The organism is Pseudomonas sp. REP124 (assembly GCF_020164475.1).
Taxonomy (GTDB): domain Bacteria; phylum Pseudomonadota; class Gammaproteobacteria; order Pseudomonadales; family Pseudomonadaceae; genus Aquipseudomonas.
The window spans coordinates 1-24640 of record NZ_JAIQWX010000009.1; the positions used below are offsets into that span (position 1 = coordinate 1).

Sequence of the window (24640 nt, forward strand, 5' to 3'; positions counted from 1 at the left end):
GAATCATATCGCCCTAAAGAGGTGTCCGGGATTATTAGGCCAGTTCAGCCTCGCTCCTACAGGTTTACGCAGACCTGTAGGAGCGAGGCTTGCCCGCGAAGCGTTTTGTCTTGCAGACGACGATTGAAAGGAAGCATTCCCCCCAGGCATTAATCCTATGCCTCCCACCTGCGTTCCGCCCTCGCCTGCCCAAGGTCACCATCGATCCCAGCCAAACCGGCTTTCTCGAACGGGATACGATCATGACCCTGCAAGCAAAACTCGATGCCTTCAAAGCCGACTTCAAGGCCGGTAAACCGCCGTACAACGCGCCGGCTGAAATCCATCCGATCATGGAACGGGCCACTGCCGAACTGATTGCATCGGGCGCGGCGAACCGTGCGCTCAAGGTCGGGGACAAGGCGCCGCTGTTTACCCTCAAGGACCCTGATGGCAACCCGGTGTCGTCCGCGGACCTTCTGGCAAGGGGGTCGTTGGTGCTGACCTTCTACCGCGGTGTCTGGTGTCCGTACTGCAACCTGGAGCTGCAAGCGTTGCAGGACTTCCTGCCGACACTGCAGCAGGCCGGCGCAAGCCTGGTGGCGATCTCGCCACAGATCGCCGCCAACAGCCGCAAGTCGATGCGCACCAACGGCCTGCAGTTTCCGATTCTCAGCGATACCCATAACGATGTGGCAGAAGCCTTCGGTCTGCGTTTCGCGCTGCCGGATTATCTGATCGGGTTGTACAAAAACCTGCGCAACGACCTGCCCGCTTTCAACGATGATCCATCCTGGACGCTGCCAATGCCGGCGCGTTATGTGATTGGGCAGGACGGCTTGATTCGATACGCGGAGGTCAACCCGGATTACACTCAACGGCCGGAGCCGGAAGCGATGCTGGATGCGATTCGCGGTTGATAAAACACCACAGCTCTAATGTGGGAGCGGGCTTGCTCGCGAAGGCGTTGTGTCAGTCGACATTTGCATTACTGACCCACCGCTTTCGCGAGCAAGCCCGCTCCCACAGGGGATCTCCGCAATTTTCAGACTTTTACAAGGACCCACGATGGACCGCCTCGCCGCAATGGAAACCTTCGTCTACGTGGTGGAAACCGGCTCCTTTTCCGCCGCCGCCCGGCGCCTGAACATCGGCCAGCCCGCCGTGTCGAAAACCATCGCCCAGCTCGAATCGCGACTGGCGGTGCGCCTGTTGTTGCGCTCCACCCGTGGCCTCACGCCCACCGAAGCGGGCCTGGCGTTTTTCGAACGGGCCAAGCGGGCCATCGAGGAAGCCGACGAGGCCGAGAACGCGGCGCGGGGCTCGGCCAGCGGCCTGACCGGCAACCTGCGCATCTGCACAGCCGTGACCTTCGGCCGGCTGCACATCGTCCCGCACCTGGGGCCGTTCCTGGAGCAGAACCCGGAACTGAACATCGACCTGATGCTCGACGATCGCAACGTCAACCTGGTGGAAGAAGGCGTCGACATCGCCCTGCGCATGGGAGCGCTCAGCGACTCCGGCCTCACCGCGCGCAAAATCGCCGAATGCCGGCGCGTGGTGCTGGGCACGCCGGCCTACTTCGAAAAACACGGCGAACCCACCTGCCCCGCCGACCTCAGCAAACACCCGGCCATCGTCTACAACCTTGGTGGCGGCGCGCATTGGTCCTTCAGCAAAGACGGCGAGGAGCAATCGGTCATCATCAACGGCCGCATCCGCGTCAACGCCGCCGAAGGCCTGCGCGCAGCCGTCCTCTCCCATCAAGGCCTGACGATGGCCTCAGAGTGGATGTTCGCCCCGGAACTGGTCGACGGTTCGGTCAGGGCCGTGATGACCGATTGGACATTGCCGATCATGGACCTGTGGGCGTTGTTCCCTACGGGCAGGATGGCCAGCGCCAAGGCACGGGCGTTTGTGGAGTATGTGCAGGGGTTGTTGAGGTAGCGTTGAATCAAGATCAAAAGATCGCAGCCTTCGGCAGCGCCTACAGGATCGAGTACGGTCACTGTAGGAGTTGCCGTAGGCTGCAATCTTTTGCTTTTGACGCTAAAGCACACACCCATCAAACCCGACACTGACATTCTCCGGCAGCTCCCCCCGATGCTCCATCAGCCACGCATCCATCGTATGCCCGACATGGGTCAGCACGGCCGACTTCGGTTGCAGCTCTTCGATGCATTGCAGGGCCAGGTTGAGGTCGTTGTGGTTGCGTGGGGCATGGGGTTGGGGGGGGATCGAGCAGTCGAGGACCAGCAGGTCCAGGGGTTGGCGTTGCAGGTGGGCGGTGGTGGCGGGTGGCAGGCCGACGGTGTCGGTCAAGTAGGCAATGCGGCGTCCTTCGCCTTGCAGCAGGTAACCGAGAGTGGGTTTGGAGTGCAGCAGCGGTAACGGGGTGACGTTCAGGTTGCCGAACGTGCGGGTTTCAAAGGGCTCGAACGGTTGGCTGAAATCCAGTATGCCCGGGTGTTTGTAGAGGTCGGCCAGACCTTCCGGGTCCGCCGGGCCGTGGACGGGGACGGTCAGGCCCTGGCCCCAGCGCAGGTGAAGCAAACCCTGGGCGTGATCGGCGTGGTAGTGGGTCTGGAAGATGCCGTTGAAGCTGCGCGGCGGGAAGCGATCGGTGAGGTCCGGCAGGCCGCTGTCGATCAGCCAGCGCTGCTCGCCGCATTCGATCAATGCGCAGCAGGGTCGTCGTCGCCAGCGTTCATCGATGTGCGCCCGCACGCAGGCCTGACATTCGCAACCGTAGACCGGCACCTGTCGGGCATCGCCGGTGCCCAGCAGCGTCAGGCGCACAGGGGCGGCTCGTCGATGCAGGCCAGCAGGGCTTCGACGGTGCCTTCCAGCGGTCCGGAGTTGTCGAGCCGAAGCACGTCCGGATACTCCGCCAGCAAACGCTCGCCAAAACGCTGGTTACGCGCCAGCCGCTGTTCGATCTCGACCTCCGACTCTCGCCCCCGCGCCAGCAACCGCTGGCGCAACACCGCCTGATCGACGGTCAGCAGCACCACCCGCGCTTGCGGATAGCGCTGACGGGCCTGGGGCAGATACCCGCGCGATCCATTGACCAGCACGTCCTCCCCCGCTGCCAGCCAATCGTCGATCTCCCGCGTGATGCCATAGGCCAGTCCATTGGCCTGCCAGCTCATGGCAAACGCGCCCTGAGCCAGCATCTCGGTGAACTGCTGCATGCTCACGCCCAGCGCCGCCTCGCCCACCGCTTCCGCCGAACGGGTGATGACACGCCGCACGATGCGACAGCCACGTTCGGCCAGTCGCGCTCGTGCGGCATCCAGCAGGCTGTCCTTGCCCGAACCTGAAGGCCCGATGAGATAGATCAACCTGCCTGACATCAAAACACCCTCTTCGCTTGTCGCCATACTTGCTGGACCACCGGCAAACCGTCCTGACTGCGCGCCTGCACCAGATCGGCACGCAACCCTTGGGCGATCTGCCCGCGATCGTTCAACCCGGCGGCGCTGGCCGGGGCGAGGCTGACCATGCGCATCGCCTGGGCCAGATCGATGCTTTCGCTCTGCGCCGCCAGGGTAAACGCCGCTTGCAGCAGGCTGGCCGGATAATAATCGCTGGACAGAATATCCAGCAGCCCTTGCTCCGCCAGCTCGGCGGCCGCCACGTTACCCGAGTGCGATCCGCCGCGCACGATGTTCGGCGCGCCCATCAACACTTTCATGTTGCGCTCCTTGCAGCCGCGCGCCGCTTCTACCGTGGTCGGGAACTCGGCGATGGTCATGCCGTAGCGCGCCGACTCCTCGACGTGGGCCAGGGTCGCGTCGTCGTGGCTGGCCACCGACAAACCGCGAGACAGACAATGCTCGACGATCGCCGCGCGATAGCGGTCGCTGTACTGGCGGGAGTTGGCCATCTGCAGCGTGATGAATTCGTCCATCTGCGTCGTGGTCAGGTGGTATTTGCCCATGTAGTACTCACGGTACTTGGACTCCAGCACAAATTGGCGCTGACCCGGCGAATGGTCCATCACCGACACCAGTTGCACCAGCGGGTTCTCCACCAGATCGCGGAACACGCTCAAGGTGTCCGGGTGGCACAGCTCGCAGCGCAGGTGCAGGCGGTGCTCGGCGCGGGTCAGACCGGCCTCGGAGGCGCTGGAGATCGCTTCGAGCATCGCCGGCAGCTTCTGCATGCGATTGCCCTTGGGGTTCACATCGCCGATGGATACCGCGTCGAACACCGTGGTGATGCCCGCCGCGATGATCTGCGCATCGTGGCTGAGCACCGCCGGGCGCGACGGCCAGTCCACGCCGGGGCGCGGGGTCATGTGTTTTTCCAGGTTGTCGGTGTGCAGCTCCACCAGACCCGGCAGCAGGAAATCGCCATTGAGGTCCTGGGCCTGGGGCAAGCGGCTCGGGCCTTCGGCAACCTCGGCGATCAGGCCGTCGCGCAGCAGCACGGTGCCGTAGAACACACGGTCAGCGGTGACCAGTTGGGCATTGCTGAGGATCTGTTCAACGGGCATCGGCGTATTCCTTCTGGCTTGCAGGGGCTGGAGTCATGTCGAGATGGCGATCGGCAACCGCCTCGCGGGCGATACGGTCGTGGAAGATGCCGATCAGCGCGGCACCGGCTTGCTTGGCTTCGTTCATCAGTTCCAGAACCACCTGACGGTTGCTGTCGTCGAGCGACGCCGTCGGTTCGTCGAGCAACATCACAGGCCACGCCACCATGAAGCCGCGAGCGATGTTTACCCGCTGCTGCTCGCCACCGGAGAAGGTGCCGGGCGCCAGTTGCCACAGGCGTTGCGGAATGTTCAGGCGAGTGAGCAGCAGCTCGGCCCGTGATTTCGCCAGCTGTTTCGACCAGCCTCGGGCCAGCGCCGGCTCCATCACTACGTCCAGGCAGGCGACACGCGGGATCACCCGCAGGAACTGGCTGACATAACCCAGAGTGCGCTGACGCACCTGCAGAATGTCCCGAGGCTCGGCGCCCACCAGTTCCAGCCACTGGCTGTCGTGCTGCACGCGAATGCTGCCGCCCGCCGGCAGATAGTTGCCATACAGAGTGCGCAGCAAGGTGCTTTTACCGGCGCCGGACTGGCCGTGCAGCACCAGGCATTCGCCGCCCGCCACACTGAAATCCACCCCGCGCAATACGTTGAGGACCACGCCGTTCTGCTGGTGCAGGGTGAAGGTTTTCAAGAGGTCACGGACCTCGATCAAGGTATTCATCGCTCGGTTTCCACAGTTGGACGGGGCTTCACGGCTGTAACACCGAAGACACCAGCAGTTGCGAATAAGGGTGCTGCGGATCGTCGAGGATCTGATCGGTCAGACCGGTCTCCACTACCCGCGAGCGACGCATCACCATCAGCCGATCGGCCAGCAACCGTGCCACCGCCAGATCGTGGGTGACGATCACCACCGCCAGGTCCAGCTCACGCACCAGGCCGCGCAGCAGGTCGAGCAGGCGCGCCTGCACCGACACATCGAGGCCGCCGGTCGGCTCGTCCATGAACACCAGACGCGGACTCGACACCAGGTTGCGGGCAATTTGCAGGCGCTGCTGCATGCCACCGGAAAAGGTCCGGGGCAGATCGTCGATGCGCTGCGGGTCGATCTCCACCTGGTTCAACCAGTCCAGGCCCGCCCCGCGCAGCTGTTGATAGTTGCGAACGCCCTGGGCCATCAGTCGCTCGCCAATGTTGGCGCCGGCCGACACGCCCATGCGCAGGCCGTCTCGCGGGTTCTGTTCGACAAAACCCCACTCGGTGCGCAGCAAGGTGCGGCGCTCGGCTTCGCTGGCGCTGTACAGGTCGAGCCACTGGCCCTGTTTGTCGCGATATCCGACGATCCCACGCTGTGGCGGCAACCGCCCGCTGAGCAGTGACAGCAGGGTCGACTTGCCCGATCCGGACTCGCCGACGATCCCCAGCACTTCGCCGGGATACAGGTCGAAGCTGACGTCCTGACAGCCCTTTTCCGGCCCGTACAGCAGCGACAGGTCACGCACTTGCAGCAAGGGCTCGGTGGACACGGACAGATCTTTTTTCAGCGCCTGGTTCATTGACCCTGCTCCTGCTGGCTGACGCGCTGGGCGCAGTAATAGGTGTCGGAACAGACGAAGCGCTGGGTGCCGGCGTCGTCGATGATCAGCTCGTCGAGGAACGAGTCGTGGCTGCCACAGATGGCGCAGTTCTCTTCCCACTTCTGCGCTTCGAACGGGTGATCCTCGAAGTCGAGGCTGGTGACGCGGGTGTACGGCGGCACCGCGTATAGACGCTTCTCGCGACCGGCGCCGAACAGCATCAGCGCCGGGCTCATGTCGAGTTTCGGGTTGTCGAATTTCGGAATGGGCGACGGGTCCATCACGTAGCGCTCGTCGACCATTACCGGATACGCATAAGCGGTAGCGATATGCCCGAAAGTGGCGATGTCCTCGTAGAGCTTGACGTGCATCACCCCGTAATCGTTGAGCGCGTGCATGGTCCGGGTCTCGGTTTCCGACGGTTCGATAAAGCGCAGCGGCTCTGGAATCGGCACCTGATAGACCATGATCTGATCGGCGTGCAGCGCGGTTTCCGGGATGCGGTGACGGGTCTGGATCACGGTCGCTTCCGGCGTCGCTTCGGTGGTGGCGACACCGGCGGTACGAGCGAAGAAGCGGCGGATCGACACGGCGTTGGTGGTGTCGTCCGCGCCCTGGTCGATCACCTTGAGCACGTCATCGTCGCCGAGAATCGCCGCGGTCAACTGCATGCCGCCGGTGCCCCAACCGTAGGGCAGCGGCATCTCGCGGCCACCGAACGGCACCTGATAACCGGGGATCGCCACCGCTTTGAGCAAGGCGCGGCGGATCATGCGTTTGGTCTGTTCATCGAGGTAGGCGAAGTTGTACGCGGCGTCTCTAACCGGTACCTGGCTCAGGTCATTCATGGCTTTGCCCCTCGGCAGGCTTGCGCAGTTTGCGGATCAGTTCCAGTTCGGCCTGGAAGTCCACGTAGTGAGGTAATTTGAGGTGCGAGACGAAGCCCGACGCCTCGACGTTGTCGCAGTGCATCAGCACGAATTCTTCCTGCTGCGCCGGGGACACGATCTCTTCGTTGTATTCCTTGGCCCGCAGCGCGCGGTCGACCAGCGCCATACCCATTGCCTTGCGCTCGGCATGTCCGAAGGCCAGGCCGTAGCCACGGGTGAACTGCGCAAGCTCCGTGGCAGAACCTACAAATTGATTGACCATCTCGCACTCGGTCACTTCGATGCTGCCCAGGCAGATCGGGAAGCCCAGCTCTTCAGGATCGATCCAGACCTCGACGTCGCCGATGCGGATTTCCCCGGCGAACGGGTGGTTGCGGCCGTAACCGCGCTGGGTCGAATAACCCAGCGCCAGCAGGAAACCTTCATCGCCACGCGCCAGCGCCTGCAGACGTTCGGCGCGGCTGGCGGGCAGCTCCAGCGGGTCGCGGGTGATGTCGGCCACGGTGTCGCCGTTGTCCGATTCGGTCTTGATCAGGCCTTCCTGCGCCAGCAGGCCGAGCACTCGCGGGCAGTCTTCGACGCGGGGGTTCTCGCTGGCTTGCGGCCCCGGATACTCGCCTTCGGCCAGCAGCGCGAAGTCGAGCAGGCGATGGGTGTAGTCGAAGGTCGGGCCCAGCAATTGCCCGCCGGGCAGGTCCTTGAACGTGGCGGAGATACGGCGGCTGAGCTGCATCTTCGCGGTATCGATCGGCAGGCTCGGGCTGAAGCGCGGTAACGTGGTGCGATAGGCGCGCAGCAGGAAGATCGCCTCCACCAGATCACCGGCCGCTTGCTTGATCGCCAGCGCCGCGAGTTCTTCGTCGAACAGCGAGCCTTCGCTCATCACCCGTGCTACCGCCAGCGGCAGTTGCTGACGGATCTGCTCGACGCTCAGCTCGCTGACCGTAGTATCGCCACGGCGTTTTTTCGCCAGCAGACGGTGGGCATTGTCGATGGCCTGTTCGCCACCCTTGACGGCTACGTACATCAGGCACGCTCCTGTGTGATGCGAGTGCTGCGCGGCAGGCCGATCAGGTCATGTCCGGCGGTGAAAAACAGGTCCAGTCCGCGGGGGAATTCGTTGCGTCGTTCTCGCTCGCCCCAGAAACCCTCGGCCACCGGCAGCGCGACGCGATGTTGGGTTTCGATCCCCGGCCCCTGCCAGGCAAGCACCGCCCCGCCATCAAGGCTCGGCAGTTGGACCAGCAAGGTGCAGGACTGGTCCGGGTAGCGGTCGTTACCGTGATCGAAGCCGCTCAAGTCCAGCAGGTCGTCGGCACCGAGCAGGGCAAAGCGCGCCGTTTCACGGTCGGTGGTCAGCGGGCAACCGCAGTGGAACGACAGGTTGGCGCGGATCAGCGGCGTGTCGAAGGACGGCGCCAGCCACAGCGGCGTGTCCACATCCAGCATTGCCAGGCACAGCGCATAAGTCGCTGGCGCCAGGCCGTCGAGACTCGGCGAGGCTTGGAGGGTCTGGATCACACCCGGGCCGGCCAGCGCTTTGAGAGCGGCGCGAAACCCGCGCTGAGAATCCAGCACCGGATCGGCGAACGCCGGTTGCAACAGCTGTGCGCTCATCAGTTTTCTCCTCGCACGAGGGTGAAGAATTCGACTTTGGTGGCGGCGGTGTCCGCCTCTTTTTGCGCCCGGCGTTCGGCCTGGGCGTTGGCCAGCGGGGTGATGATCTGCTCGAGCCAGTGGCGCTGCTGCGAGCCTTGCAGATGCGCGTCGGCCAGGGCTGCCAGTTCGGCATGGACCTTGTCGCGCCCGGCCAGATAGCTGTAGCCGGTGCGGCCGTCGGCCAGGCGCACCACGCAACGGGTCACGGTCATTTCACCGACGTTGAACGGTGCGCCGTTGCCGCCCATGCGGCCACGGACCAGGGTCATGCCGATTTCCGGGGCGCGGATCAGCTGGTACTCGACGTCGCGCAAGGCGGCTTCGTGGGGCAGCAATTCACTGCGGCGGGCGCGGGCCAGCACGCCGATCCAGTGCTGCCGTTCGGCTTGAGGAACAGGGTTTTGCATCGGGTTCTCCATCAGGTGACGACCTGGTACTGGAAGCGATCGGAACGACTGGTGGACTGAGCCAGCTCCACCGCGCGGCCATCGCGATCGCGGGAAAGGGTGAACACGCTGAGCGCCGGCAGATGCCGGGGCATCATCAGCAGCGCGGCTTCTTCGCGGTTGGGCAAACGGGCGCCGATCAGGCTTTGGGTACGGGTCAGCGGCAGATCGCGTTCGCTCAGGTACTGGCGCAAGGAGCCGCCGGTGTAGTCCGCCAGCAGGGCCGCATGGCTGGCGCAGTAGCGATGACGGATCAGGCTGACCGGCTGGCCGTCGAGCTTGCGCAAGGTCTGCAATTCGATCATCGGCGCCATCTCGGCGATGCCCAGGTGCTGCGCTTCTTCACGGCTGGCAAAGCAGTAGCGGCGCTTGAGCAGGACCGCCTCAACCCCAAGGCCCTGGGCCGACAATGACTGGCTGTAGGCACTGTCGGCGGCCATCGGGTAAATCAGCGGGCGTTCCAGCACTTGCGTGCCCTTGCCCTGGCGCCGCAACAGGCTGCCTTCGAACACCAGCTCATCGATGGCGCGGCGCAGGGTGTGGCGGTTGACGCCGAAGCGTTCGGCCAGTTGCACTTCGGCCGGCAGGAACTCCCCGGCGCTGTAGCTGGCCAACTCGCGACGCAGAATGTCGGCGAGCTCGCGGTACACCGGCTCATCTTGTCTAGACAACTGCATGCTTTAAAAAAAGCGCCCGTGGGCACCCCTCCGAAAAATCAGATGAACTGCTTGCGCAGGCGTTGCGAGAAGATGTCGATCAGGCTCACGACGACGATGATCACCATCAGCACGGCGCAGGTTTGAACGAACTGGAAGGCGCGGATGTTTTCCCAGAGGATCACCCCGATACCGCCGGCACCGACCATCCCCACCACCGTCGCCGAGCGCACGTTGGCCTCGAAGCGATACAGCGCGTAGGACACCCACAGCGGCATCACTTGCGGGATCACGCCGTAGATCACTTCCTGCAAGGCGCTGGCACCGGTGGCGCGAACCCCTTCGACGGGGCCTGGATCAATCGCTTCCACGGCTTCGGCGAACAGCTTGGCCAACACACCGGTGGTGCTGATCCACAACGCCAGGACACCGGCGAATGGGCCAAGACCGACGGCCACCACGAACAACATGGCGAAGACCATTTCGTTGATCGAACGGAAAGCATCCATCACCCGGCGCAGCGGCTGGTGAATCCACCAGGGGGTGATATTTTCCGAGCAGAGAATGCCCAGCGGTACCGAGCAGACAATCGCCAGCACCGTGCCCCAGAGGGCGATTTGTACGGTGATGAGCATTTCCTTGAGGTAGGCGCGCCATTCATGGAAATCAGGCGGGAAAAAGTCCGCGGCGAACGTCGCCATGTTTCCCGAGTCGCGGTACAGCGCCATCGGATTCATCTCGGCGCCGTGCCAGGCCCAGGCCAGCAGGACCAGGAACAGGCCCCAACCGGCGTATTGCGGCCAGGTGCGCTTGCCGACAGCTTCAGCGTGCAGAGTGGTCATGAGTACCTCGAAGTGTTTCCTGAACCTGTAGGAGCGAGCATGCTCGCGATGGTGGTCAACGATGACGCTGGCCGCCTGATACCCCGCGGCGTTCTCGGGTTCATCGCGAGCGTGCTCGCTCCTACAGGAGAGGGGTCGGACTTAGCCGTTAGCGGCAGTCTTCGGTTCCAGTTCGCTGATGCGCTGTTGCAGCTTGGCCAGGTCGGCGTCGATATCAGCCAGCTTCTTGGCTTTGTCTGCAGCGTCGAGCTTGGTGTCGGCGCTGATCGTGGTGCGCTGCTTGAACAGCTCAAGCTGGCGGATCGGCAGCAACTGGTCGTCGCTGGACTTGAGGAACTTGCCCAACTGCATCCCCGCCAACACCGCTTTCTCGGAATCGGTATTGCCGTAGCTGAAGATGAAATCGCGGATCTTCTGCTTCTCGCTGTCGCCCAAGGCCTTGCTCCACACCAGCGGGTCGGCCGGGATCAGCGGCGATTTCCAGATCACCTTGAGCATGGCCGCCTTGTCCGGCTGGGTGACTTCGAGGCGATCCCAGCTTTCGGTGTTGAACGTCGCCACGTCCAGTTGACCCTTGGCCACGCTCAGGGCGTTGACCTCGTGGCTGGAGTTCAGGGTGCGCTTGAACGCAGTGGCCGCATCGACGTGGTTCTTGGCGAACACGTAGTAGCCCGGCACCAAGTAGCCCGAGGTGGAGTTTGGATCGCCGTTACCGAAGGTCAGGGTCTTGGCGTTTTTCAGCATGTCGTCAACGGAGTTGATCGGGCTGTCCTTGCGCGCGATCAGCACGCTCCAGTAGCCGGCGGCGCCACTGGCGGCAGCGGTCTGGGCGAAGATTTCGCCGTTGGAACGGTCCACCGCCTCGATGGCGGCCTTGTTGCCCAGCCAGGCCACGTCGACCTTGTTGAAGCGCATGCCCTGGATCAGGCCGGCATAGTCGGAGGCGAAGGTGGCGTTGACCTTCAGCCCGGTTTTCTTCTGCATGTCATCGAGGAACGGCTGCCAGATGCTCTTGAGGTTCTGCGACGACTCGGTGGACATGATGCCGAAGTTGATGGCTTTTTCTTCAGCCTGGGCGGTGCCCAGTACACAGCTTGCAACCAGGGTTGCACTCGCAAGAACGCGACCGATACGGTTCAACATGGAAAGGTTTCCTGAGGGTGTACGGTTTGGGAATTGGGGAAAGGCTTATGCGCGCGCCATGACCAGCCGGGGGAGTGCTTCGGCGGGGCGGATCTGGTCGGAGCACATCAAACTGGTGTCGATGTCGGCACCGTACAAATCGTTGAGGAACTGGCTGTTCAGCTCGGCGGCGCGGCCGTCGAAATGAATGCGCCCGCCCTTGAGGGCCACGGCGCGCGGGCAATAGCGGGTGGCGTAGTCCACTTGATGCAGGGTCACGACCACTGTCTTGCCGTCGCGGCGATTGATGTCGGCGAGGATTTCCATGACCTTGCGCGCCGACTCGGGGTCGAGCGAGGCAATCGGTTCATCGGCCAGAATCACTTCGGCCCGCTGGGTCAACGCCCGGGCAATCGCCACGCGTTGTTGCTGACCGCCGGACAGGGTCGAGGCACGTTGCGCCGCCAGATCGGCCAGGCCGACGCGATCAAGGGACTCCAGGGCGAACTGTTTTTCCTCGGCATTGAACAGGCTGAGGTTGCCGCGCCAGCGCGGCATGCGCCCCAGGCAACCGAGCAGCACGTTGTCGAGCACACTCAGGCGATTGACCAGGTTGAACTGCTGGAAGATGTAGCCGATGTCGGCACGCAGGCGCCGCACCTTGCCATTGAGCCGTCCACTGGCCTGCACTTCCCGCCCCAGCACCTTGACGCTGCCGCCGTTGTTGCGATCGCAACAGGCCAGGCCCGCCAAGTGGCGCAACAGGGTGGATTTGCCGGAGCCGGAAGCGCCAATCAGCGCGACCATCTCACCGGCCGCGATGGTCAGTTCGAGGTCAACCAGTGCGGTTTTACGCGCAAAGGTCTTGTTCAGATGATTGACATGGATAGCTGCGTTCATGGGCTTCTCTGTCTTGTTGAACAGCCGTCCATGGCCGCATTTGTGTTCAACAGACTTTAGGCACGGGCTGTGTCAGCCCTATGACTCGCACATGTCGCTGGATTAACTATTTGATGAAGGTTTTGTGAAAGGTTGAGATGGCCAAACGCCCATGAAGGGATCGTGTTCAATCCGCCATGCGGGCGCGCAGGCGCGGGGTGGCGAAGTCGAGGAAGGCGCGCAGCTTCAGGGGTAATGGGGGTTGCCCCTTGTGCACCAGACTGATGGGCAGGGGCGAGGATTCGAAGGGTTCGAGAATCACCTGCAGGGCGTTCTGGCTCAAGGCGTCCGCTACCTGATAGGACAACACCCGAATTACCCCTACCCCAAGCTTCGCCGCGTCGATGGCCGCTTCTGCCGTATTGACCGCAAACCGCGAATGAACGCGCACGGACGTCTGTGATTTGCCCGCCTCGAATACCCAGGCGCCAACAGACTCCAGCACTTCGAACGTAATACATGCGTGTTCACTCAAGTCCGCCGGCGTGACAGGTACACCATGGGTCGCCAGATATTCAGAACTTGCACAGACCACCCTGCGCACCTCCCCCACTTTTGTCGCCATGAGCGAACTGTCGGGCAATTCACCGATGCGCACCGCAGCGTCACAGTTCTCTTCCATCAGATGCACCACACGGTCGGTAAGCATCAGGTTGATCTCGATCTCGGGATAGTGCGCGAGAAACTCGGCCACCACCGGCACCAGATGCAGACGCCCGAACACCACTGGAGCAGTCACCACCAACTGCCCCTTTGGCGAAGCGTATTCACCGGTCGCCGCACGTTCGGCTTCGCCAATGTCTTCAAGAATCCGCCGGCACGCCGCCACGTAGGACGCGCCGGCTTCGGTCAGCGACAGTTGCCTTGTCGTGCGATGCAGCAAGCGGGTGTTCAGGTGCAATTCCAGCTCCGCCACCTTGCGGCTGACGGTGGCCAACGGCATGCCGAGATAACGCGCGGCGCCTGACAGACTGCCGGCATCGACCACCGCGATCAGTACAGACATGGAATCGAGACGGTTCATGGCGCCCTATCAAATTATGGAAGGATGATTCCCGATCCTAGGGGATTATCCAGTTTCACGCGAGTGCGTACTTTGGACACTCATCTCCCGCGCGCGATATCCCGTCGCACTGCCGGAAGCCAACCTCAAGGAGAGTGCCGTGAGCGCCCTGCCCTTATCGTCCGAAAGCACCGCAGCGCCTGCGCTGGCGTCACGCGGCAAGATCATCATGATGGCGATCATCGCCGGCGCGGTGATCACCAACATCTACTGCACCCAGCCGATTTTGCCGTTGATTGCCGCGGATCTTGGGCTGGACCTGACCACGGTCGACCTGGTGGCCGGCGCTGCGCTGCTGGGTTTCGCTACCGGGTTGGCCCTGCTTCTGCCGATGGGCGACCGATTTGACCGGCGCAAACTGGTATTGGGGCAAATCGCCCTGGCGTTCTGCTTTGCCATTGCGGCGGCCATCTCGCCCAGCGTCGGCACCCTGATCGCCGCCTCGTTCGGCCTCGGCATCGTCAGTTGCGTGCCGCAACAGCTGGTGCCCTTCGCCGCCGTCATGTCCAAACCCAGCGAGCGCGGACGCAACGTCGGCACGGTAGTCAGCGGGATCATGGTCGGCATTCTGCTCGGGCGCACCATCGCCGGCGTGGTGGGTGAAACCTGGGGCTGGCGTGCGGTGTATGGCGTGGAAGCGGCGTTCATGATTCCGGTGTGGATTGCTGCGGCGTCGTTGCTGCCCCAAGGCGTGCCCAGCACCAACCTGTCCTACCCGCGCCTGCTCGCTTCGCTGTGGCCGCTGATGCGCGACAACGCACCGATTCGTCAGTCGATGATCGTCCAGGCGCTGCTGTGGGCCTGCTTCAATGCGTTTTGGGTGAACCTGGCGGCATTGCTGGCCAACGGGCCTTTCCAGTTGGGCAGTGCCTGGGCCGGGGGCTTCGGGATTATCGGCGCGGCGGGTGCGCTTGCGGCCTCCCTCGGTGGTCGGGCAACAGACCGGTTGGGTTCACGCAGTGTGATCGGCGCCAGCATCGGCATTGTCACTCTGGCCTACCTGCTGCTGGCCGGTGCGCAGACTTCGCTGGCGTTACTGGTGCTCGGGGTGATCGTGCTGGATATCGGCGTGCAGTCGGGGCTGGTGTCGAATCAGACCCGTGCGTTTGCGGTCGATCCGAAGGCGCAGGGGCGGATCAACAGCCTTTACATGACGGCGACGTTTTTTGGCGGGGCGGTGGGGGCTGCGGTCAGCGGGTGGTTGATGACGCGGTATGGTTGGTCGGGGATTGTGGTGTTGGGTGTTGCGCTTGGGTTGTTGGCCCTGTTGATCCATTGGATCGGCAGACCACGCAAGACCGCCTGACCATAAACCTGTAGGAGCGAGCACGCTCGCGATGGTCGTGAACGATAACGCGGGGAATCTGATGCCCAGCGGCGTTCTTGAGACCATCGCGAGCGTGCTCGCTCCTACAGTTAAAGAATCTTACTGACCGAACTGCCGCCCCAAGCCACCCGGTACACCGTGGATATCGGTCTCTTCCCACGGCCCTTTCGGGCTGATCGAGCGGCTCCAGCCGTTGTTCCAGCGGTAGTAGGTGCGCTGGCGGTAGAAGGTGTTGGGCTGATCCTCGAGCACATAGACACCCAGCTTCGGGTCCCAATGGCTGCTGCCCCCAGGCGGCGGCGCGAAGCTCGCCGAGGTGCGCGGCAGCGGCTTGGCGGGCTTGGCCGGGGCTGTCGGCGTGGTCGGCTTGCTCGGCACTGTAGTAGGTGCCGGCTTGGTACCCGGCTGCGACGGCGGGATCGGCGGCGGTGTCGGCTGCTCGGGTCGCTGGACCGCACAAGCGCTCAGCCCGAGAACGACGCTGAGCAGGGTGATACGAGCGATGGCGGTCATGACGATGCTTCCTGTTGATTCCCGGGTTTATTTATCCGGGCTGTCGATGGTGAGTGTCTGCGGCGCGGTGGTGCTGCTGGCCAGAGGCTGACTGCGTCCGATCCACTCGCCTGCCGTCGGTTGGCCGGCGCGGGAGATGCGCGCAACCAGTTGGACTTCAGGGAAGTTCGACAGTTTCAACTGCGGCATCATTGCGTCAGCATCGCCCAGTTCGACGGTTGCTGGCAGGTCAGCCACGGTCAGGCGCTTGGCCGCCAGCGGCGCGGGCGGACCCGAAGTCGCTCGGGCGAAAATGAACACGCTGTCACCCGGCTGTACTTTGGCCTTCAGGTCCGCTGCCAGATCCACCTGGACCTTGAGCAGCGCACCAGTCTTGGCTACCGCAGCAGGAGCAGGAGCCACCTTGCCGCCGCTGGCCTCCAGCTTCTCGGTGGCGCGGGTAATGCCGCCCTGCAGGGCGATGCGCGACTTGTCTTCCGGCGGCAACTGCACCATCAAGCGATTCCAGTAATCGATGGCGTCCTGATAACGCTGAGCTTCGAACGCGGCAATGCCGAGCAGCCCCAGGCTGGTGACTTCGTTAGGATCGGCTTTGAGCGCTTCATCGGTCAGCGCCTGGATCTGCTCCGACCACTTCTTGCCCTCGGCGAAATACAGAGCCTGTGCCCATTGCCCCAACAGTTCCGGCTGGCGCCCGGCGAGGTTCACGGTGCGCTCGAAGATCTTCGCCGCGTCCGCAGGACGCTCTTCAGTCATGTAGGTACGACCGAGGAAGTACAGCGCTTCGGCGGATTCCGGCTGAGCCGCGACCGCACGCTCCAGGCGCTGGGTCATTTCTTCCATCGATTTGGGCGCGTGGGAGAACTCCCGGGTCAGCTCGACTTTGTCGCTGGCACCGAAATGCAGGTACAAACCAAGACCCAGCACCGGTACCAGGATCGCCGCCAGCAACGGCGCCGGTTTGCCCAGGCGCGAAGCACGCGGCACGACAGCACCTTCGGTATCGGCGAGCAGTTCGCGCGCAGCTTCGGCGCGACCGGCCTCCATCTGCGCGGCATCGAGCACGCCTTCATCCTGCTGAGACTGCAACTCAGCCACGCGCTCCTGATACAGCGCCACGTTCAGGGCGGTACGATCCTCTTCGAGCTGGGCGCGACGGTGGCGCAGGACGGGGATCAGCAGAAAACTCAGGGCCACCAGAAGCAGCAGACCTGCAGCGAGCCAGAAATCAATCATTCTTGGTTTTTATCCAACAGTTGGTCGAGGCGCTTGCGCTCCTCGGCAGAAAGCGAGTCCGGGGTTTCGGCGCGTTGCGTGCGACGGCGGCGGACGATCACGGCGATGACCACAAAACCGCCCAACAACAGGCCGGCAGGGCCGAACCAGAGCAACGCGGTCTTGGCGTTCAGGGCAGGCTTGTAGCGGACGAAGTCACCGTAGCGGTCCACCATGAAGTCGATGATCTGCTGGTTGTCCTTGCCCTCACCGAGCATGCGGAAAATCTCTTTGCGCAGGTCGGCGGCGATCGGTGCGTTGGAGTCGGCGATGTCCTGATTCTGGCACTTGGGGCAACGAAGTTCCTTGGTCAGCTCGCGAAAACGCTCACGATCCCCTTCCTTGGCAAACTCGTAGGTGTCGATGGCGGCATGGGCCACGCCGGCCATGCTCAAGCCCAGGACCACCGCGGCGAGCCAGCGCTTCATGGCTTGGCCTCATCGACCAGCGCCTGATACTTGGCTGCCAGTTTTTCGCGCCAGACCTGCTCGTCGATCACCCCGACGAACTTGTCGCGAATGATGCCCTTGGCGTCGATGAAGAAGGTTTCCGGCGCGCCATAGACACCCAGGTTCAAGCCCAGGGTGCCGGCGTCGTCACGGATGTCCAGCTGATAGGGATTGTGGAACTCGCTCAGCCACTTCAAGGCGTCGGCGTTGACGTCCTTGTAGTTGATGCCGTAGATCACCACGCCCTTCTCGGCCAGCTTGTTCAGCACCGGGTGCTCGACCCGGCAGGAAATGCACCAGGTGCCCCACACGTTGACCAGTGCCGGTTTACCGACGATATCGGCACGGGTCAGGGTCTTGTCGCCCTGCACAGTCGGCAGGGAAAACTCCGGGAAAGGCTTGCCGATCATCGCCGACGGCAACTCGGCCGGGTCCAGGTACAGACCGCGATACAGGAAAACAGCGACCACCAGAAAAATCGCCAGCGGCAACAGCATCAACCAACGTTTCATGCAGTGGCTCCATCCATACCCAGTACTTCACGCACCCGGCTTTTTACCTTGACCCGATAACGCCGATCCAGCGCCGCCAACAACCCACCGAGACCGGTGAGCAAGCCGCCGAACCAGATCCAGCGTACGAACGGTTTGACGTGAACGCGAACGGCCCAGGCACCATCGCCCAGCGGTTCGCCCAGCGCCACATAGAGGTCACGGGTGAATCCGGCGTCGATCCCGGCTTCGGTCATGACCGAATTCTGCACGGTGTAGAGGCGTTTTTCCGGGTGCAGCACGCTGATTTCCTTGCCATCGCGGATCACCCGGATGGTGCCCTTGTCGGAAGTGAAGTTCGGGCCTTCGAAGTGCTTGGCGCCTTCGAACACGAAGTGGTAACCGGCCAGGTCCATGGACTCGCCCGGCGCCAGGCGCAGGTCGCGCTCGGCACTGTTCTGGCTCGACAGCACCACACCCAGGGCGCAGACCGCGATGCCCACGTGCGCCAGTTGCATGCCCCAATAGCTGCGGGTCAGGGTCGGCAGGCCTTTGATCAGGCCTTTGTGGCGGGTCTTGTCGAAGATGTCACGCACGCCGGCCAGCAACACCCAGGCCGCGAGCAGGAAGGTCGCGAGTACCGCCCAGTTGAAATCGCCGTAGGCGACGCCGGCCACCACGGCCATGGCGACGCTGCCGAGCAGCACCGGGGTGAGCATGCTCATCAGCCATTTCACCGGAGTGTCTTTCCAGCGCACGATCACGCCGACCGCCATCACCAGCATCAACAAGGCCATCAACGGAATGAACAGCGCGTTGAAATATGGCGGGCCGACCGACAGCTTGGCGCCGGTCATGGCATCGAGAATCAGCGGATACAGGGTGCCGAGCAGGATCATCGACGCCGCCACCACCAGCACCAGGTTGTTCCCCAGCAGCAGGGTTTCCCGGGACCAGAGGTTGAAGCCGACCTGGCTCTTGACCACCGGCGCGCGCAGGGCGAACAGCGTCAGCGAACCGCCGACCACGAACAGCAGGAAGATCAGGATGAACACGCCGCGCTCCGGGTCGGAGGCGAACGCGTGAACCGAGGTCAGCACGCCGGAACGCACGAGGAAGGTGCCCAACAGGCTCAACGAGAACGCGGCGATGGCCAGCAGCACGGTCCAGCTCTTGAAAACGCCACGTTTTTCCGTGACCGCCAGCGAGTGAATTAGCGCGGTGCCCACCAGCCAAGGCATGAAGGAGGCGTTTTCCACCGGGTCCCAGAACCACCAGCCGCCCCAGCCGAGCTCGTAGTAGGCCCACCAGGAGCCGAGGGTGATGCCGATGCCGAGAAAGGCCCAGGCGACGATGGTCCATGGCCGCGACCAACGTGCCCACGCCGCATCCAGGCGACCGCCCAGCAGCGCGGCAATGGCGAAGGCGAAAGCCACGGAAAAACCGACGTAACCCATGTACAGCATCGGTGGATGCACGATCAGGCCGATGTCTTGCAGCAGCGGGTTGAGGTCGCGTCCGTCGCCAGGAATCTGCGGCAGGATGCGTGCGAACGGGTTGGAAGTGAGGATCAGGAACAGCAGGAAACCGGTGCTGATCATGCCCATGACCGCCAGCACCCGCGCCAGCATCACCTGCGGCAGCTGCCGGGAGAACACCGACACGGCGAAGGTCCAGCCACCGAGGATCAAGGCCCACAACAGCAAAGAACCTTCGTGGGCGCCCCACACCGCGCTGAACTTGTAGTACCACGGCAGCGCGCTGTTGGAGTTGCTGGCGACATAGGCGACGGAGAAGTCGTCGGTCATGAACGCGTAGGTCAGGACACCGAAGGCGAACAGCAGAAAGGCGAACTGGCCCCACGCGGCCGGCTGGGCCAGGCTCATCCACAAACGGTCACCGCGCCAGGCACCCAGCAGCGGTACCACGGCCTGAACCAGCGCGAAACACAGCGCCAGAATCATCGCCAAATGGCCCAACTCTGGAATGAAAAGACCGGAAACAAGAAGATCGGAATTCATCAATCAACCCTCCTTCGCTGGAGCAGGAGCGGACTGACCACTGTCCTTGAGCGCCTTGGTCACTTCCGGCGGCATGTACTTCTCGTCGTGCTTGGCCAGCACTTCGTCGGCCACCACCACGCCATCGGCGTTGAGCTTGCCCAGGGCAACGATGCCCTGCCCTTCGCGGAACAGATCCGGAAGGATGCCGCGATAGGTGATGGTCACGGATTTGTTGAAGTCGGTGACGATGAACTTCACGTCCAGCGAATCGCTGGAGCGTTGCAGCGAACCCTTCTCGACCATGCCGCCGGCGCGAATGCGCGTATCTTGCGGCGCTTCGCCATTGGCGATCTGGGTGGGCGTGTAAAACAGATTGATGTTTTGCTGCAGGGCGCTCAGGGCCAGGCCGACGGCAGCGCCGACCCCGACCAGAATCGCGAGAATGATGATAAGACGCTTTTTACGCAGCGGATTCACTTGCCGTTCTCCCGGCGCAGACGACGCGCCTCTTGTTGCAGATAACGCTTGCGGGCCAGGATCGGCGCCGCCACGTTGAGGGCCAGCACCGCCAGGCAGATGCCATAGGCCGACCAGACATACAGACCGTGATGGCCCATGGCGAGGAAATCGCCGAATGACGCAAAACTCATCGAACGACCTCCAGGCTGTTTTCCACTTCGGCCTTGACCCAACTGGCCCGCGCCTCGCGCTTGAGCACTTCCAGACGCATGCGCAGCAGCAGGACCGCGCCGAAGAAACAATAGAAACCCAACACCGTCAGCAGCAGCGGCAGCCACATTTCGGCGGGCATCGCCGGCTTTTCGGTCAGGGTGAAGGTCGCGCCCTGGTGCAGGGTGTTCCACCACTCCACCGAGTACTTGATGATCGGGATGTTGATCACGCCGACAATCGCCAGCACCGCGCAGGCCTTGGCCGCGCTGTCACGATTGCTGATGGCGTTGCCCAGCGCAATGACACCGAAGTACAGAAACAGCAGGATCAGCATGGACGTTAGTCGCGCATCCCAGACCCACCAAGAACCCCAGGTCGGTTTGCCCCAGATCGCGCCGGTGACCAACGCCACCGCGGTCATCCAGGCGCCGATGGGCGCCGCGCATTGCAGGGCGACGTCGGCCAGTTTCATTTTCCACACCAGCCCCACGACGCCGCACACCGCCAGCATCACATAGATGGACTGCGCCAGCATGGCGGCCGGAACGTGGATATAGATGATGCGAAAGCTGTTGCCCTGCTGATAGTCGGGCGGCGCGAAGGCCAGGCCCCAGACCACGCCAACGCCGATCAGCAGCAACGCTGCGATGCTCAGCCACGGCAGCATTTTGCCGCTGATGCCGTAGAACCACTTGGGTGAGCCGAGCTTATGAAACCAGGTCCAGTTCATTACTGTTTCCATCACGGTTGCCGCTCGCTTTCACGAGTCGGTCAAAGGGTCTGCCTTACTTCAAAAGAAGTGATCAAAAATTGATCAGACCTCATTATTATTCGCCGACGCTGATCTTCAGGCCAGCAGCTATTGCAAAGGGTGTCAGGGTTATCGCCAGGGCGGTCAGGCTGCCAAGCCACAACAGATAACCGGTCGCCGGCATGCCCTGCAAGGCCGCCTGCAAGGCGCCACTGCCGAGGATCAACACCGGGATGTACAACGGCAGAATCAGCAACGCCAGCAACAGGCCACCGCGCTTCAAACCGACGGTCAACGCCGCGCCCACCGCGCCGAGCAGGCTCAGCACCGGTGTACCGAGCAACAACGAAAGCAGCAACACCGGCAGACAGGCGGCGGGCAAACCGAGCATCAACGCCAGCAAGGGAGCGAGCAAAACCAGTGCCAGCCCGGAAAAAGCCCAGTGTGCCAGTACCTTTGCCAAAACCAGAAGAGCCAGGGGGTGCGGCGAAAGGACCCACTGTTCCAGCGATCCATCCTCGAAATCACTGCGGAAAAGCCCGTCCAGCGAGAGCAGGACCGATAAAAGCGCCGCCACCCAGACCAGGCCCGGAGACAAGGTTTGCAACAATTGAGACTCGGGGCCGACCGCCAGCGGGAACAGCGATACCACGATCGCGAAGAACACCAGCGGATTGGCCAGCTCCGCCGGACGACGGAACAGCAGACGGGCCTCACGGGCGACCAACAGGCCAAACACACTCATACGGCCCATTTCCCCAGATCGACGTCGCGATAACCGGCCGGCATCCGGCTCAGCGTGTGGTGAGTGGTCAAAACCACCATGCCGCCCCGTTCGCAGTGGCCGGCGAGGTGCTCCTCGAGCTGCGCCACGCCCTGCTTGTCCAGCGCGGTGAACGGCTCGTCGAGAATCCATAGCGGCGGGCTGTCCAGATACAGGCGCGCCAAGGCGACACGGCGCTGCTGGCCGGCGGACAGGGTATGACAGGGAACGTCTTCGAAACCACGCAATCCGACCGCCGCCAGGGCTTGCCAGATCGCATCATGGGAGGCCGGCTGATGCAGGGCGCACAGCCAGCTCAGGTTCTCTTCGGGGGTGAGCAAGTCCTTGATCCCCGCCGCGTGCCCGATCCACAACAGGTTGCGCGCCAGCTCCGCGCGCTGCTCGTGCAATGGCTGACCATTGAGCAGCACTTCACCGGCGGTCGGCTGCATCAATCCGGACAGCAGGCGCAACAGGCTGGTCTTGCCGCTGCCATTGGGGCCGCTGATTTGAATCATTTCGCCACTGGCCAGTCTCAAATCGAGATTTTCAAAAAGCAGCCGAAGGTCTCGCTCGCAGGCAAGGGCAACGGTTTGCAGGACAGGACTGGTCAAGGGTTCACGGGCCTTATACGGTTCAAGTCGGCTCTGACGCGGCCGTTAAAGAGATGCACAATAGTTGAATTGGCGGCCCGGGCGCGCGACCTGAGTCAAATAATTGCAATGTTTCGGGCAGCCTGTATACAACCGCGCGGCATTATACATGCCATTTCCTACTCCAAAGAGCGCATTTTCCCAAGGTTGTGACCGCGTATGACAGGCGAAATGAACATCCTCCCGCTACCGCAAACGCCTGCGGCGTCCACGCGTCCGCAGACGGTCAGTGGTGAATTGCTCAAGCTGCTGACGCCCATCGAGGGCCTGATCAACGCCGGTCAGACCGCCAAGGCCGAAGTGCTGTCGCTCAAGCAGGCGGACCAGACCTTTCAACTGCTGCTCAAGGTCACCCTCGACAGCGGTCGCCAGACCACGGTTTCGGCCACCAGCAACCAGCCGCTGGCCCAGGGCACCAGCATCGCGGTGACCCAGCCTTCGGCCGGCAACCTGGCCATCACCGTGCAACAGGCCATCGCTTCCAGCGTCGCGACCCTCACCCGCCTCGACACCGCGCAACTGCCGGTGGGCACCCTGTTGCAGGGCAAAGTGCTGACCTCCCAGGTGCTGCCACAAGTGCCGGGGCAACCGACGGTGTTTCGCTCGATGGTGAGCCTGCTCAACACCGCCCTGAGCGGCAGCACCTTGAGCATCGACAGCCCGCAGCCCCTGCGCATCGGCACCCTGCTCAGCGCCCAGGTGCAGGACACCCAGACCCTGAAGTTCCTACCCTTGAGCAGTCGTCAGGAGCAATTGGCGGTGACTCAGCAACTGGCCAGCCAAACCAGCCGCCAGGGTTCGCTGGATGGCTTGCTCAAACTCCTGCAGAACCTGCCGCCCTCGAATCAGACCTCCAGCGACCTGCGCGTCGCCGTGGACAAACTGCTGGCCGGTCTGCCCGACGTACAGCAACTGAGTACGCCCAAGGGACTGCTTCAAGCGCTGGTCGGCAGCGGCGCGTTTCTTGAAACCAAGCTGCTGGGCGGTCAGAACCCGACACTGGCCCCGGACATGAAAGCCGATCTGCTCAAGCTGATCGCGCAACTGACGCCGAACCTGCCGACCAGCACCAACCTCAGTGCGATCATCGCCGCCAATACTTTGGCCCAGGCCATGCCGAGCTTCGTGCGCAACGCCCTCGGGATGCTCGGCCAGGTCAGCGCCAAACCCTCGCCCACCAGCTTCCCGCTGCCCGAGCGCCTGCTGCAAAGCGCCGAAGGCGAGGACGACCTCGAACACCTGCTGCGCCTGGCCGCCGCAGCGGTATCGCGCCTGCAAAGCCATCAGCTGTCGAGCTTGGAACAGACCGGCGTGACCAGCGACGGTCGCTTGGTGAGCACCTGGCAACTGGAAATCCCGATGCGCAACCTGCAGGACATCGTGCCCCTGCAGATCAAGTTCCAGCGCGAAGAAATCCCCGACCGGGAGCAACCCCAGGAACGTCGCGACGAACGCGAGCCCAAGCAGCAACTGTGGCGCGTCGAACTGGCATTCGATCTGGAACCCTTGGGTCCGATGCAGGTTCAGGCGCAATTGATCCGCGGCAGCCTGTCCAGCCAACTGTGGGCCGAACGCCCCTACACCGCCGACCTGATCGAAAACAACCTGGCCGCCCTGCGCCAGCGCCTGCTGGCCTCGGGCCTGAACGTCACCGATCTCGACTGCCACCAGGGCAAACCGCCCCAAGGCCCCCAAACCCGCCTCGAACAACGCTGGGTCGACGAAACCGCATGAACAACGCCAACGCCCCACGCCAGGCCATCGCCCTCCAATACGACGGCCACCACGCCCCCACCCTCACCGCCAAGGGCGACGAAGAATTGGCGGAAGAAATCCTGCGAATCGCCCGCGAATACGAAGTACCGATCTACGAAAACCCGGAACTGGTGAGATTGCTGGCAAGGATGGAATTGGGAGACAGCATTCCGGAAGAGCTGTACCGCACGATTGCCGAGATCATTGCGTTCGCGTGGAATCTGAAGGGCAAGTTCCCGGCAGGACAGGATCCGAATGCGCCGCGAGTGGAGAAGGATGTGACGGAGCGAGGAGACGATTACTAAGTCTTCGAACGCCATCCTGTA

29 protein-coding genes are annotated in these 24640 nt (G+C 63.0%); 5 read left to right on the forward strand and 24 right to left on the reverse strand.

Annotated elements, in window-relative coordinates:
• Window positions 1–242: 242 nt before the first annotated feature.
• On the forward strand, window positions 243–899 hold the full coding sequence (locus tag K9857_RS03850; protein ID WP_224533571.1) for a peroxiredoxin-like family protein: 657 nt from the start codon (window positions 243–245) through the stop codon (window positions 897–899).
• Window positions 900–1047: 148 nt separating this feature from the next.
• A complete protein-coding gene (locus K9857_RS03855; protein WP_224533572.1) occupies window positions 1048–1926 on the forward strand; it encodes a LysR family transcriptional regulator in 879 nt (292 codons plus the stop codon).
• Between the two features lie 102 nt (window positions 1927–2028).
• Here K9857_RS03855 and phnP read toward each other — a convergent pair whose 3' ends face one another.
• The 14 genes from phnP to K9857_RS03925 form a co-directional block, all read right to left on the reverse strand.
• Entirely contained in the window at window positions 2029–2778 is a 750-nt protein-coding gene (gene phnP / locus K9857_RS03860; RefSeq protein ID WP_224533573.1) for a phosphonate metabolism protein PhnP, read from the reverse strand.
• Window positions 2769–3335: a phosphonate metabolism protein/1,5-bisphosphokinase (PRPP-forming) PhnN gene (gene phnN, locus K9857_RS03865; protein WP_224533574.1), complete on the reverse strand. Its 567-nt coding sequence runs from the start codon at window positions 3333–3335 to the stop codon at window positions 2769–2771. The genes phnP and phnN overlap by 10 nt, the downstream gene beginning before the upstream one ends.
• Window positions 3335–4480, reverse strand: a complete 1146-nt coding sequence (locus K9857_RS03870) for an alpha-D-ribose 1-methylphosphonate 5-triphosphate diphosphatase (protein WP_224533575.1) — start codon at window positions 4478–4480, stop codon at window positions 3335–3337. Before K9857_RS03870 ends, phnN begins: the two co-directional genes overlap by 1 nt.
• Window positions 4470–5189: a phosphonate C-P lyase system protein PhnL gene (gene phnL / locus K9857_RS03875; protein WP_224533576.1), complete on the reverse strand. Its 720-nt coding sequence runs from the start codon at window positions 5187–5189 to the stop codon at window positions 4470–4472. The genes K9857_RS03870 and phnL overlap by 11 nt, the downstream gene beginning before the upstream one ends.
• Window positions 5190–5217: 28 nt before the next feature.
• Complete coding sequence (gene phnK / locus K9857_RS03880) at window positions 5218–6024, reverse strand: phosphonate C-P lyase system protein PhnK (RefSeq protein ID WP_224533577.1); 807 nt, start codon at window positions 6022–6024, stop codon at window positions 5218–5220.
• The gene (locus K9857_RS03885; protein WP_224533578.1) at window positions 6021–6893 is read right to left on the reverse strand and encodes an alpha-D-ribose 1-methylphosphonate 5-phosphate C-P-lyase PhnJ; all 873 of its coding nucleotides are present in this window, start codon (window positions 6891–6893) and stop codon (window positions 6021–6023) included. The genes phnK and K9857_RS03885 overlap by 4 nt, the downstream gene beginning before the upstream one ends.
• The gene (locus K9857_RS03890) at window positions 6886–7962 is read right to left on the reverse strand and encodes a carbon-phosphorus lyase complex subunit PhnI (RefSeq protein ID WP_224533579.1); all 1077 of its coding nucleotides are present in this window, start codon (window positions 7960–7962) and stop codon (window positions 6886–6888) included. The genes K9857_RS03885 and K9857_RS03890 overlap by 8 nt, the downstream gene beginning before the upstream one ends.
• A complete protein-coding gene (gene phnH, locus K9857_RS03895; RefSeq protein ID WP_224533580.1) occupies window positions 7962–8552 on the reverse strand; it encodes a phosphonate C-P lyase system protein PhnH in 591 nt (196 codons plus the stop codon). Before phnH ends, K9857_RS03890 begins: the two co-directional genes overlap by 1 nt.
• Window positions 8552–9001, reverse strand: a complete 450-nt coding sequence (gene phnG / locus K9857_RS03900) for a phosphonate C-P lyase system protein PhnG (RefSeq protein ID WP_224533581.1) — start codon at window positions 8999–9001, stop codon at window positions 8552–8554. Before phnG ends, phnH begins: the two co-directional genes overlap by 1 nt.
• Window positions 9002–9012: 11 nt before the next feature.
• The gene (gene phnF, locus K9857_RS03905; protein WP_224533582.1) at window positions 9013–9717 is read right to left on the reverse strand and encodes a phosphonate metabolism transcriptional regulator PhnF; all 705 of its coding nucleotides are present in this window, start codon (window positions 9715–9717) and stop codon (window positions 9013–9015) included.
• Window positions 9718–9755: 38 nt separating this feature from the next.
• Window positions 9756–10538, reverse strand: coding sequence for a phosphonate ABC transporter, permease protein PhnE (phnE, locus tag K9857_RS03910; protein ID WP_224533583.1), 783 nt, complete (start codon window positions 10536–10538; stop codon window positions 9756–9758).
• A 141-nt stretch (window positions 10539–10679) separates the two neighbouring features.
• Window positions 10680–11681 (reverse strand): phosphonate ABC transporter substrate-binding protein, encoded by a 1002-nt coding sequence (gene phnD, locus K9857_RS03915; RefSeq protein ID WP_224533584.1) that lies wholly within the window; start codon window positions 11679–11681, stop codon window positions 10680–10682.
• Window positions 11682–11726: 45 nt separating this feature from the next.
• Window positions 11727–12560 carry a phosphonate ABC transporter ATP-binding protein gene (gene phnC, locus K9857_RS03920; RefSeq protein ID WP_224533585.1) on the reverse strand — a complete coding sequence of 278 codons (834 nt, stop codon included), beginning with the start codon at window positions 12558–12560 and terminating at the stop codon, window positions 11727–11729.
• 166 nt (window positions 12561–12726) lie between these two features.
• The gene (locus tag K9857_RS03925; protein WP_224533586.1) at window positions 12727–13623 is read right to left on the reverse strand and encodes a LysR family transcriptional regulator; all 897 of its coding nucleotides are present in this window, start codon (window positions 13621–13623) and stop codon (window positions 12727–12729) included.
• Window positions 13624–13762: 139 nt separating this feature from the next.
• Between K9857_RS03925 and K9857_RS03930 the strand changes: the two genes are divergently transcribed.
• A complete protein-coding gene (locus tag K9857_RS03930) occupies window positions 13763–14968 on the forward strand; it encodes an MFS transporter (RefSeq protein ID WP_224533587.1) in 1206 nt (401 codons plus the stop codon).
• A gap of 120 nt (window positions 14969–15088) precedes the next feature.
• Here K9857_RS03930 and K9857_RS03935 read toward each other — a convergent pair whose 3' ends face one another.
• The 10 genes from K9857_RS03935 to ccmA form a co-directional block, all read right to left on the reverse strand.
• On the reverse strand, window positions 15089–15502 hold the full coding sequence (locus tag K9857_RS03935; RefSeq protein ID WP_224533588.1) for a hypothetical protein: 414 nt from the start codon (window positions 15500–15502) through the stop codon (window positions 15089–15091).
• A 27-nt stretch (window positions 15503–15529) separates the two neighbouring features.
• Window positions 15530–16738 (reverse strand): c-type cytochrome biogenesis protein CcmI, encoded by a 1209-nt coding sequence (gene ccmI, locus K9857_RS03940; RefSeq protein ID WP_224533589.1) that lies wholly within the window; start codon window positions 16736–16738, stop codon window positions 15530–15532.
• Window positions 16735–17205 (reverse strand): cytochrome c-type biogenesis protein, encoded by a 471-nt coding sequence (locus K9857_RS03945; RefSeq protein WP_224533590.1) that lies wholly within the window; start codon window positions 17203–17205, stop codon window positions 16735–16737. The genes ccmI and K9857_RS03945 overlap by 4 nt, the downstream gene beginning before the upstream one ends.
• Window positions 17202–17738 (reverse strand): DsbE family thiol:disulfide interchange protein, encoded by a 537-nt coding sequence (locus K9857_RS03950; protein WP_224533591.1) that lies wholly within the window; start codon window positions 17736–17738, stop codon window positions 17202–17204. Before K9857_RS03950 ends, K9857_RS03945 begins: the two co-directional genes overlap by 4 nt.
• Window positions 17735–19738, reverse strand: coding sequence for a heme lyase CcmF/NrfE family subunit (locus K9857_RS03955; protein ID WP_224533592.1), 2004 nt, complete (start codon window positions 19736–19738; stop codon window positions 17735–17737). The genes K9857_RS03950 and K9857_RS03955 overlap by 4 nt, the downstream gene beginning before the upstream one ends.
• 3 nt (window positions 19739–19741) lie before the next feature.
• Window positions 19742–20197 carry a cytochrome c maturation protein CcmE gene (gene ccmE, locus K9857_RS03960; RefSeq protein WP_224533593.1) on the reverse strand — a complete coding sequence of 152 codons (456 nt, stop codon included), beginning with the start codon at window positions 20195–20197 and terminating at the stop codon, window positions 19742–19744.
• A complete protein-coding gene (gene ccmD / locus K9857_RS03965) occupies window positions 20194–20370 on the reverse strand; it encodes a heme exporter protein CcmD (protein ID WP_008055370.1) in 177 nt (58 codons plus the stop codon). The genes ccmE and ccmD overlap by 4 nt, the downstream gene beginning before the upstream one ends.
• Window positions 20367–21122 carry a heme ABC transporter permease gene (locus K9857_RS03970; protein WP_224533594.1) on the reverse strand — a complete coding sequence of 252 codons (756 nt, stop codon included), beginning with the start codon at window positions 21120–21122 and terminating at the stop codon, window positions 20367–20369. The genes ccmD and K9857_RS03970 overlap by 4 nt, the downstream gene beginning before the upstream one ends.
• 97 nt (window positions 21123–21219) lie before the next feature.
• Window positions 21220–21888 (reverse strand): heme exporter protein CcmB, encoded by a 669-nt coding sequence (gene ccmB, locus K9857_RS03975; RefSeq protein WP_007980754.1) that lies wholly within the window; start codon window positions 21886–21888, stop codon window positions 21220–21222.
• Window positions 21885–22520: a cytochrome c biogenesis heme-transporting ATPase CcmA gene (gene ccmA / locus K9857_RS03980; protein WP_224533595.1), complete on the reverse strand. Its 636-nt coding sequence runs from the start codon at window positions 22518–22520 to the stop codon at window positions 21885–21887. The genes ccmB and ccmA overlap by 4 nt, the downstream gene beginning before the upstream one ends.
• A 198-nt stretch (window positions 22521–22718) precedes the next feature.
• Here ccmA and K9857_RS03985 point away from each other — a divergent pair, with 198 nt between their 5' ends.
• Together K9857_RS03985 and K9857_RS03990 are read left to right on the forward strand one after the other, a co-directional pair.
• The gene (locus K9857_RS03985; protein WP_224533596.1) at window positions 22719–24293 is read left to right on the forward strand and encodes a flagellar hook-length control protein FliK; all 1575 of its coding nucleotides are present in this window, start codon (window positions 22719–22721) and stop codon (window positions 24291–24293) included.
• On the forward strand, window positions 24290–24619 hold the full coding sequence (locus K9857_RS03990) for an EscU/YscU/HrcU family type III secretion system export apparatus switch protein (protein ID WP_224533597.1): 330 nt from the start codon (window positions 24290–24292) through the stop codon (window positions 24617–24619). Before K9857_RS03985 ends, K9857_RS03990 begins: the two co-directional genes overlap by 4 nt.
• Window positions 24620–24640: the final 21 nt, after the last annotated feature.

Bases quoted from the DNA above. Each gene is read 5' to 3' on its own strand.
- K9857_RS03850 (WP_224533571.1), top strand. From the start codon at position 243: ATGACCCTGCAAGCAAAACTCGATGCCTTCAAAGCCGACTTCAAGGCC.
- K9857_RS03855 (WP_224533572.1), top strand. From the start codon at position 1,048: ATGGACCGCCTCGCCGCAATGGAAACCTTCGTCTACGTGGTGGAAACC.
- phnN (WP_224533574.1), bottom strand. From the start codon at position 3,335: ATGTCAGGCAGGTTGATCTATCTCATCGGGCCTTCAGGTTCGGGCAAG.
- K9857_RS03870 (WP_224533575.1), bottom strand. From the start codon at position 4,480: ATGCCCGTTGAACAGATCCTCAGCAATGCCCAACTGGTCACCGCTGAC.
- phnL (WP_224533576.1), bottom strand. From the start codon at position 5,189: ATGAATACCTTGATCGAGGTCCGTGACCTCTTGAAAACCTTCACCCTG.
- phnK (WP_224533577.1), bottom strand. From the start codon at position 6,024: ATGAACCAGGCGCTGAAAAAAGATCTGTCCGTGTCCACCGAGCCCTTG.
- K9857_RS03885 (WP_224533578.1), bottom strand. From the start codon at position 6,893: ATGAATGACCTGAGCCAGGTACCGGTTAGAGACGCCGCGTACAACTTC.
- K9857_RS03890 (WP_224533579.1), bottom strand. From the start codon at position 7,962: ATGTACGTAGCCGTCAAGGGTGGCGAACAGGCCATCGACAATGCCCAC.
- phnH (WP_224533580.1), bottom strand. From the start codon at position 8,552: ATGAGCGCACAGCTGTTGCAACCGGCGTTCGCCGATCCGGTGCTGGAT.
- phnG (WP_224533581.1), bottom strand. From the start codon at position 9,001: ATGCAAAACCCTGTTCCTCAAGCCGAACGGCAGCACTGGATCGGCGTG.
- phnF (WP_224533582.1), bottom strand. From the start codon at position 9,717: ATGCAGTTGTCTAGACAAGATGAGCCGGTGTACCGCGAGCTCGCCGAC.
- phnE (WP_224533583.1), bottom strand. From the start codon at position 10,538: ATGACCACTCTGCACGCTGAAGCTGTCGGCAAGCGCACCTGGCCGCAA.
- phnD (WP_224533584.1), bottom strand. From the start codon at position 11,681: ATGTTGAACCGTATCGGTCGCGTTCTTGCGAGTGCAACCCTGGTTGCA.
- phnC (WP_224533585.1), bottom strand. From the start codon at position 12,560: ATGAACGCAGCTATCCATGTCAATCATCTGAACAAGACCTTTGCGCGT.
- K9857_RS03925 (WP_224533586.1), bottom strand. From the start codon at position 13,623: ATGAACCGTCTCGATTCCATGTCTGTACTGATCGCGGTGGTCGATGCC.
- K9857_RS03935 (WP_224533588.1), bottom strand. From the start codon at position 15,502: ATGACCGCCATCGCTCGTATCACCCTGCTCAGCGTCGTTCTCGGGCTG.
- ccmI (WP_224533589.1), bottom strand. From the start codon at position 16,738: ATGATTGATTTCTGGCTCGCTGCAGGTCTGCTGCTTCTGGTGGCCCTG.
- K9857_RS03945 (WP_224533590.1), bottom strand. From the start codon at position 17,205: ATGAAGCGCTGGCTCGCCGCGGTGGTCCTGGGCTTGAGCATGGCCGGC.
- K9857_RS03950 (WP_224533591.1), bottom strand. From the start codon at position 17,738: ATGAAACGTTGGTTGATGCTGTTGCCGCTGGCGATTTTTCTGGTGGTC.
- K9857_RS03955 (WP_224533592.1), bottom strand. From the start codon at position 19,738: ATGAATTCCGATCTTCTTGTTTCCGGTCTTTTCATTCCAGAGTTGGGC.
- ccmD (WP_008055370.1), bottom strand. From the start codon at position 20,370: ATGAGTTTTGCGTCATTCGGCGATTTCCTCGCCATGGGCCATCACGGT.
- K9857_RS03970 (WP_224533594.1), bottom strand. From the start codon at position 21,122: ATGAACTGGACCTGGTTTCATAAGCTCGGCTCACCCAAGTGGTTCTAC.
- ccmB (WP_007980754.1), bottom strand. From the start codon at position 21,888: ATGAGTGTGTTTGGCCTGTTGGTCGCCCGTGAGGCCCGTCTGCTGTTC.
- K9857_RS03985 (WP_224533596.1), top strand. From the start codon at position 22,719: ATGACAGGCGAAATGAACATCCTCCCGCTACCGCAAACGCCTGCGGCG.
- K9857_RS03990 (WP_224533597.1), top strand. From the start codon at position 24,290: ATGAACAACGCCAACGCCCCACGCCAGGCCATCGCCCTCCAATACGAC.